Below are 8,512 nucleotides of genomic sequence, written 5' to 3' on the forward strand. Positions count from 1 at the left end.
GCGCCGCGGCTGGCTGGCCTTCGCCGCGGCGCTGTTCTCCTTCGCGCTCGCCACGATCACCGCCTCCGACGTGCTGACCAGCGCCGTCGGCTTCATCCGGTACGCCGAGATCTTCGTGCTGGTGCCGGTGGCGGTCGCGATGTCGTTGCGGGACCGCGTGGACGTGCTGCTGATCGCCGGCGCCATCATCGCGGTCACCATCTTCGAGGGCGCCTACGGCGTGTACCAGTACCTGAGCGGGACCGGCGCCTCGTACGGCGGCGAGTTCGTCCGCGCGGTCGGCACGTTCGGCGCCGAGCAGATCATGGCGCTCGCCGCGCTGCTCGGCTACGGCCTGGTGGTCACCCTCGCCCTCGCCCTGGCCCAGGGCGGCTCGGATTCTCCGCCCTTGCCGGAGGCTCAGCGGCCGGCAGCAGCACAGCTCGGGTTGCTCGCGGTCTCCGGTTTCCTGGTGCTGGCGCTGGGCTTCACGCTGAGCCGCGGCGCCTGGATCGCCACCGCGGCCGCGGTGGTCGTCCTGCTCTTCGTCTGGCACTGGCGGGTCGCGGCGATGCTCTGTGCGATGGCGGCCCTCGGGGTCGCCATTCTCGTGTGGTCGGCCGCCGGCGACGCCGACCCCTCGTCCAGCCGCGTGGACCAGCGGATCACCAGCATCTTCTCGGCCGGCAGCTCACCGGATCAGTCGGTCCAGGACCGGTACGCGCTGTGGAGCGCGGCCCGCGCGATCTGGGCCGACCACCCGGTGATCGGCGTCGGCATGAAGGACTTCGTGTCCTATCGCGACAGCTACTCGTCGGTCGGGCTGTCCGCGGGCAGCGACGTCGGCGACCCCACCTCGGGCGTCGAGCGGCAGGCCCTGATGTCCCCGCACAACCAGTACCTGATGGTGCTCAGCGAGCAGGGCACGGTGGGCATCCTCGCATTCGGCGGCCTGCTGGTGACGATCGTCGTCGGCGCCGTCCGGAAACGCCGGCCCATGCTGCTGCCGCCGGCCGAGGAACGCTTCCTCGACCTGGTCGCCCCAGCCCTCATGGTGTGGACGCTCATCGACTGGATGTACGGCGACATCGGCGCCGGCCCCAGCACGGTCCTGATGGCCACGCTGCTCGGCATCGTGGTCCGCCGCGGCGTCATCGTCCCCGACCTCGCCAAGAAGGAGCCGGCATGACCGCCGCCGTCAAGACCACGCTGGTCCGAGCCACGATGGTCACGCTGGTCGTGACGCTCTCCGGCTCGCTGCTCGGCTTCTTCCGCGACCTGTTCCTGGCCCGGTACTTCGGTGCGGACGGCGGAACCGACGCGTTCCTGGTCTCCTGGACGGTTCCGGAGACCGCGTTCGCGCTGGTCGTCGAGGGCGGCATGTCGCTGCTGATGATCCCGCTGTTCAGCCGCGCGGTCTCGGCCCGGAAGGTCGTCGCCTCCACCTTCCCGCCGATCGTGGCGGTGCTGATCGGGCTCTCCGCGGCCACCTTCCTCGCCGCGCCGCTGCTGGTCCGTGCGCTCGCCCCCGGCCTCGCCGACCCGGCGCTCGCGGTCACCTGCACCCGCCTCACCTCGATCACCGTGCTGACCTTCGGGATCGCCGGATACATCAGCGCGGCCCTGCGGGCGAAGAACGTCTTCGGCGCACCGGCCGCGATCCACCTGGCCTACAACGTCGGCATCCTCAGCGTGATGTGGGCGCTGCACGGCCCGCTCGGCGTCGTCAGCGCGGCGGCCGGGGTGGCGCTGGGCAGCGTCTTCATGGTCCTGGTGCAGCTGCCCAGCTTCCTGCGCCACGTCGGGGTGCCGCGGTCCTGGCGGGGGACCGGTGGCGCGCTCGCGCTGGGCGCCATCGGGCCGATCATGATCTACACCCTGCTGCGTCAGGCTCAGGTGTTCGTCGAGCGGTTCCTCGGTTCGTCCTTGGCCGAGGGCACGATCTCGCACCTGAACTACGCGCAGAAGGTCGCCCAGATCCCGATGCTGGTGGCGCTGCTGATCTGCACGGTCACCTTCCCCACCCTGGCCCGGTCGATGGCGGCGGGGGAGGCCGAGGCGGCCCGGCGGCGGCTCGAGCGCGATCTGCGTACGGTCACCGCGCTCATGTTCGTGGCGACGGCGTACCTGGTGGTCTTCGCCCCGGACATCGTGCACGTGCTGCTGGAGCGTGGCGAGTTCACCGCCGCCGACACCGCGGTGACCGCCGGCATCATGCGGGTCTACGCCCTCGGCCTGCTCGGCCACGTGCTGGTCACTGCGCTGTCCCGGCCGTTCTTCGCCGGCGCCGGCCGCAACTGGTACCCGGCCATGGCGATGGGCGCGGGGCTGGTGGTGACGGCGGTGCTGGCCGCGATCGGGGTGCGGCACTTCGGGGCGTACGCGATCGCAGCCGCCAACGGCATCGGCATCACCACCGCGGCCGTGCTGCTGCTGACCGGCCTGCGCGACGAAATGGCTCGGTCTTCAGTCCGATCAGGGGCGGTGGCGGGGCTGAGGACGGCGCAGATCTCGCTGCGGGCGGTCGGCGACGCCGTGCTGCGGCTGGGCCTCGCGGCGGCCGGGGCGGGCGCCGCCGGGTGGGGCGTCGAGCGGCTGATCGCCGGATGGCCGGCGCCGGTGATCGTCATCGCCGGCGGCGTGGTGGTGCTGATCGTGTTCGCCGGGCTGACCCGGCTGGCCGGAGTGGACGAGGCCACCGAGGTGGTCGCGCAGGTGAAGCGGAGGATTCGACATGGACGTTGAGCTCACCCCGATGCCGCTGGTGCTGATGTACCACTCGGTTCAGCCGTACGAGGCGGATCCGTACCACGTCATCGTCAGCCCGAGCCGGTTCGCGCGGCAGATGCGGTGGCTGCGCCGGCGTGGGATGCGCGGCGTGTCGATGCGCGAGCTGCTGCAGGCCCGCCGCGCCGGGAGCGGCGCCGGGCTGGTCGGCCTGACCTTCGACGACGGGTACGCCAACTTCATCACCGAGGTCATGCCGGTCCTCGACAACTACGGGTTCACGGCCACCGTCTACGTGGTCGCGGGCGCGCTCGGCGGGCACAACGCCTGGGACGAACCCGGCCCGCGGATGGAGCTGATGACCCGCGGCGGGGTGAAGCACGCCGCCGCCTGCGGGATGGAGATCGGCTCGCACAGCCTGGCGCACGTCCGGCTGCCCGAGGTGCCGGCCGACGACCTGGCCGAGCAGGTGGGCCTGAGCCGGGACATCCTCGCCGACCTGTCCGGCCAGGACGTGACCGGTTTCTGCTACCCGTACGGTGCGGCCGGCGCCCGCGAGGCCGAGGTGGTCGAGGCGGCCGGATACGACTACGCGGTCGCGACGAAGCCGATCGCGGTGACCGGCCGGTACGCGATACCGCGCACCTTCGTCGGAGACCGGGACGCCGCCGCGCGCCTGTTCGCCAAGGTGGCTCGCCACCGATTGACTGCCGGCAGGGCCGCCTGATGCGCGTCCTGCACGTCATCACCGGGCTGAACGCGGGCGGCGCCGAGCACCAGCTCCGGGTGCTGCTGCGCCGGCTGCCGCACGACTGCGAGGTCGTCACGCTCTCCAACCCGGGCCCGGTGGCCGAGGCGATGCGCGCGGACGGCGTGACCGTGCACGAGCTGAGCATGTCCAGCAATCACGACCTGCGCGCGGTCGGCAAGCTGCGCCGGCTGATGAAGGACGGCCGGTACGACCTCGTGCACTGCCACCTCTACCGGGCGATGCTCTTCGGCCGGGTGGCGGCGCGGCTGGCCGGGGTGCCGACCATCGTGGCCACCGAGCACTCGCTGGGCGACGGCGTCATCGAGGGCCGGCGTACGTCGATCGGGGTGCGCGCGCTCTACGCCGCCAGCGAGAGGCTCGGGCACACCACGATCGCGGTCTCCGAGTCGGTGGCCGGCCGGCTGCGCTCCTGGCGGGTGCCGGCGAGCCGGATCAGCGTGCTGCCCAACGGGATCGACGCCGGCGAGTTCACCTTCGACCCGCGGCTGCGCTGGCAGGCGCGGGCCCGGCTGGGCATCGCGCAGGACGCGGTCGTGGTCGGCGGCGTCGGGCGGCTGGAGCCGACCAAGCGGTTCGACCGGCTGATCCGGGCCGTCGCGGAGGTCCCGGATGTGACGCTGCTGCTGGTCGGCCACGGCCCGGCCCGGGAGGCGCTGGAGCGGGTGGCCGAGATGCACGGCATCGCGCACCGGGTGGTCTTCGCCGGCGCGGTCGGGCACGCCCGCGACATGTTGTGCGCGATGGACGTGTTCGCGTCCCCGTCGGACTCGGAGACGTTCGGGCTGGCCGTGCTGGAGGCGCTCGCCTGCGGGCTGCCCGCGCTGTACGCCGTGTGCCCACCCCTGGACGAGCTGACCGCGCCGGGCGGTCACGGTCCGCCGGACACCCCCGGTGCGCGGCGCCTGTCCGCGTACCCGGAGGCCCTGCCCCGGACCCTGCGCGCCGAGCTGGCGTGCCTGACCGAACGCCGCGGCGGCCGGCTACCGGTGCCGGACGTCGTGGCGCGTTTCGACACCGCCACGGTGGCCGCCTCGGTCGACCGGCTGTACGAGCGACTCGCCGCCCGGCCGCGGCGGCGGTTGCTGCACCCCCCGATGGAGATCAAAGGAGCACGCGGGTGAAATCACGGGAGATCCTGCGGAGGCTGGTCCGTCGTTTCGGATTGCTCATCGCGCTCACGCTGCTGGGCGGCGTGGCCGGGGCGGTCTATGCGGTGGTCAAGACTCCGACATATACCGCGAAGGCGTACGTGGTGACGATCGGCTCGGCCGGCGAGTCGATCACCGCGCTGAACTATGCGCAGGCGTACGGCCGGATCGCCACGACCGGGCCGGTCCTGGCCACGGCCGGCGAGAAGCTCGGCGCCGACCGCAGCGGCCTCAACCGGGTCACCGCCTCGACCTCGCCGGACGCGCCGGTCGTCGAGATCACCGCCACCGGAGCGTCGGCGGCCAGGAGCGCGACCGTGGCCAACGCGGTGGCGAGCTCGCTGATCGCGCTGGGCGACACCCGCAAGACGGAGACCAAGGTCAGCCTGGCGATGCTGGCCGCGGCCACCCCGCCGGCGAAGCCCACCTCGCCGAAGCCGCCGCTGGAGCTGGTGATCGGCGCGGCCGGCGGGTTGCTGATCGGCGGGCTGGCCGTGCTCGCCGGTGTCGGCCGGTCGACCTCGTCCGCGTCGGTGGACAAGCCCGAGGAGACACCGGTCGCGGCCGAGGAGACGACGCGCGTCAAGGAGCCCACCCGCTACGACGTGACCACCTCGGACGAAGAAGTCGAGGACGCCCGGCCGCAGATCGAGCGGTACGGCGGCGTGTGGCGCGCCAAGAAGCCCAAGGAGCTGACCGCCGTCCCCGACGAGGAACCGGTCGCCCCGCCGCCGGCCTCCGCGCCCCCGGCTTCGGTTCCCCAGCAGGTTTCTACCGAGTCGGTCAACGGCCGCATCGTCGGCCGCGCCGTCGTCTTCCGTGTGGAGGAAAAGTGACTGCCGTCCACAGCCCCGCCGCCACCCTTGACCGGACTAAAGGCAGAGCCTTCGTTGAGCGCGGTCACGCCGGTGATGGTGAACGTCTCGGTGCCGGTCAGCCCGAGCGACTCCGCGTTCGTCTTCGGCGGGAACTGCAGCGGGAGCACGCCCATGCCGATCAGGTTGGACCGGTGGATGCGCTCGTACGACTCCGCGATGACCGCCCGCACACCCAGGAGCATGGTGCCCTTGGCCGCCCAGTCGCGCGACGAACCGGAGCCGTACTCCTTACCGGCCAGGATGACCAGCGGCACGCCGGCCTCCTGGTAGGCGACCGACGCGTCGTAGATCGTGGTCTGGTCGCCGGTCAGGTGGTTGATCGTGAAGCCGCCCTCGACGCCCGGCACCAGCTGGTTGCGCAGCCGGATGTTGGCGAACGTACCCCGGATCATGACCTCGTGGTTGCCGCGCCGCGAGCCGTAGCTGTTGAAGTCGCGGCGCTCGACGCCGTGCTCGGCCAGGTACTTCCCGGCGGGGGAGTCGGGCTTGATCGAGCTGGCCGGCGAGATGTGGTCGGTGGTCACCGAGTCACCCAGCTTGGCCAGCACCCGGGCGCCGGAGATGTCCACGACCGGCGTGGGCTCGGCCGACATGCCCTCGAAGTACGGGGGCTTGCGCACGTAGGTGGAGTCGTCGACCCAGGCGAAGGTGTCACCGGTCGGTGTGGGCAGCGACTGCCACTGCTCGTCGCCGGCGAAGACGTCCGAGTACGCCGAGCTGAACCCGGCCGCGCCGATCGCCGAGGCGATGACGTCGTCGATCTCCTTGGCGCTGGGCCAGATGTCGGTCAGGAAGACCGGCTTGCCGTCCGTGCCCGTGCCCAGCGGCTCGGTCGTGATGTCCAGGTCCATCGTGCCGGCCAGGGCGTACGCGACGACCAGCGGCGGTGAGGCCAGGTAGTTCATCTTGACGTCGGGGTTGATCCGGCCCTCGAAGTTGCGGTTGCCGGAGAGCACCGACACCGCCGTGAGGTCGTTCTCGTTGACCGCCGCCGAGATCGCGTCGGGCAGCGGCCCGGAGTTACCGATGCACGTGGTGCAGCCGTAGCCGACCAGGTTGAAGCCCAGCTTGTCGAGGTACGGCGTGAGGCCGGCCCGGTCGTAGTAGTCCATGACCACCTTGGACCCGGGCGCGAGCGTGGTCTTCACCCACGGCTTGCGGGAGAGGCCACGGTCGACCGCGTTCTTGGCCAGCAGCGCCGCGCCGATCATGACCTGCGGGTTCGAGGTGTTGGTGCAGGAAGTGATGGCGGCGATGACGACCGCACCGTGGTCCAGCTCGAACTCGGTGCCGTCCTCGCCGGTGACCCGCACCGGGTTGGAGGGCCGGCCGTCGGCGCCCTCGGCGGCGGAGAAGACGTGCGGCTTGTCCCGCTCCGACGACGTGCCGTTGGCGGGCGGGTCGCTGGCCGGGAAGGACTCCTCCGAGGCCTCGTCCGCGGGCCCCTGGTCCGACACGTAGTTGGTCAGCGCGTCGCGGAACATCTGCTTGGCCTCGGTGAGGATGACCCGGTCCTGCGGCCGCTTCGGCCCGGCCAGCGAGGGCACGATCGTCGAGAGGTCGAGCTCGAGGCGCTCGGAGTAGTCCGGCTCGGCGGACGGGTCGAGCCACAGGCCCTGGCGCTTGGCGTACGCCTCGACCAGCGCGACCTGCTGCTCGGTGCGCCCGGTGAGCTGCAGGTACTTGATGGTCTCCTGATCGATCGGGAAGATCGCCACGGTCGAGCCGTACTCCGGCGACATGTTGCCGATCGTCGCCCGGTTGGCCAGCGGCACGGCGCTGACGCCCGGCCCGTAGAACTCGACGAACTTGCTGACCACGCCGTGCTCGCGGAGCATCTCGGTGATCGTCAGCACGAGGTCGGTGGCGGTGGTGCCGGCCGGCATCTCGCCGTACAGCTTGAAGCCGACCACCCGCGGGATCAGCATGCTGACCGGCTGGCCGAGCATCGCGGCCTCGGCCTCGATGCCGCCCACGCCCCAGCCCAGCACGCCCAGGCCGTTGACCATCGTGGTGTGCGAGTCGGTGCCGACGACCGTGTCCGGGTACGCCTGCCCGTTCCTCTCCATGATCGTGCGGGCCAGGTACTCGATGTTGACCTGGTGCACGATGCCGGTGCCGGGCGGCACGACCTTGAACTCGTTGAACGCGGTCTGGCCCCAGCGCAGGAACTGGTAGCGCTCGTGGTTGCGCTGGTACTCGAGCTCGACGTTGCGCTGGAAGGCGTCCTCGCGGCCGAACAGGTCGGCGATCACCGAGTGGTCGATGACCAGCTCGGCGGGGGCGAGCGGGTTGACCTTCGTCGCGTCGCCGCCCAGGTCACGCACCGCCTCACGCATGGTGGCAAGGTCGACCACGCAGGGCACGCCGGTGAAGTCCTGCATCAGCACCCGGGCCGGGGTGAACTGGATCTCGACGCTCGGGTCCGCGCTCGAGTCCCACCCGCCCAGCGCGCGGATGTGGTCGGCGGTGATGTTCGCGCCGTCCTCGGTCCGCAGCAGGTTCTCCAGCAGGATCTTCAGGGAGTAGGGCAGCCGATCGTGGCCCTCCACCTTGTCGATCGTGAAAATCTCGTAGCTCGCGTCCCCGACGCGCAGCTCATTCTTCGCACCAAAGGTGTCCAGGCTGGCCACGTCAACTCCTTCCGCCAACCGAAGTCTTCCGCACCGGTCGCGAAGGCGATTCGGTTAGGTTCGCCTTACCGTGCGATCGGGTCGTTCCAGTAAACCGTACGTCCGTCTTGTATAAATCCGCAAGATGGGCGGTTTGGGGTGGTCACGGTGTGGGAACATCGCGTTCCGTGAAGGCGATCACGGATCTCGAGCACCTCACAGACTTCTTCGATCGATACGGATCGGCTCTCACCAGGGGTGATGTCTCCGCGGTCGCCAACTGTTACGCATTACCCGGCATGGTCGTGGCGAACACGTACAGTTTCACTTTCGCTTCCCCGGCCGCGGTGGCCCTGTCCTTCCTGGGCGCCGCTCCGGCGTACCGGGAGCAGCAGA

At 71.0% G+C, this 8,512-nt stretch carries 5 protein-coding genes and 2 pseudogenes; 6 read left to right on the top strand and 1 reads right to left on the bottom strand.

The window, feature by feature from the left end; all coding sequences use genetic code 11:
* The 5 genes from AB0M20_RS15060 to AB0M20_RS15080 all read left to right on the top strand — a co-directional run.
* On the top strand, nt 1–1,168 hold a 1,168-nt coding region (locus AB0M20_RS15060; protein ID WP_364298327.1), incomplete at its 5' end, for an O-antigen ligase family protein.
* Nucleotides 1,165–2,724: a lipid II flippase MurJ gene (locus tag AB0M20_RS15065; RefSeq protein ID WP_364298329.1), complete on the top strand. Its 1,560-nt coding sequence runs from the start codon at nt 1,165–1,167 to the stop codon at nt 2,722–2,724. The genes AB0M20_RS15060 and AB0M20_RS15065, both read left to right, overlap by 4 nt.
* The gene (locus AB0M20_RS15070; protein ID WP_364298331.1) at nt 2,714–3,433 is read left to right on the top strand and encodes a polysaccharide deacetylase family protein; all 720 of its coding nucleotides are present in this window, start codon (nt 2,714–2,716) and stop codon (nt 3,431–3,433) included. The genes AB0M20_RS15065 and AB0M20_RS15070 overlap by 11 nt, the downstream gene beginning before the upstream one ends.
* Nucleotides 3,433–4,599 carry a glycosyltransferase gene (locus tag AB0M20_RS15075; protein WP_364298333.1) on the top strand — a complete coding sequence of 389 codons (1,167 nt, stop codon included), beginning with the start codon at nt 3,433–3,435 and terminating at the stop codon, nt 4,597–4,599. The genes AB0M20_RS15070 and AB0M20_RS15075 overlap by 1 nt, the downstream gene beginning before the upstream one ends.
* Complete coding sequence (locus AB0M20_RS15080; RefSeq protein WP_364298335.1) at nt 4,596–5,462, top strand: Wzz/FepE/Etk N-terminal domain-containing protein; 867 nt, start codon at nt 4,596–4,598, stop codon at nt 5,460–5,462. Before AB0M20_RS15075 ends, AB0M20_RS15080 begins: the two co-directional genes overlap by 4 nt.
* Before the next feature lie 44 nt (nt 5,463–5,506).
* Here the strand turns inward: AB0M20_RS15080 and acnA are convergent.
* Nucleotides 5,507–8,137 (bottom strand): annotated as a pseudogene (acnA, locus tag AB0M20_RS15085) (aconitate hydratase AcnA); the annotation flags it as partial.
* Between the two features lie 167 nt (nt 8,138–8,304).
* Here acnA and AB0M20_RS15090 point away from each other — a divergent pair.
* Nucleotides 8,305–8,512: pseudogene (locus AB0M20_RS15090) on the top strand (hypothetical protein); the annotation flags it as partial.

Source organism: Actinoplanes sp. NPDC051633 (assembly GCF_040681735.1).
Lineage (GTDB): Bacteria > Actinomycetota > Actinomycetes > Mycobacteriales > Micromonosporaceae > Actinoplanes.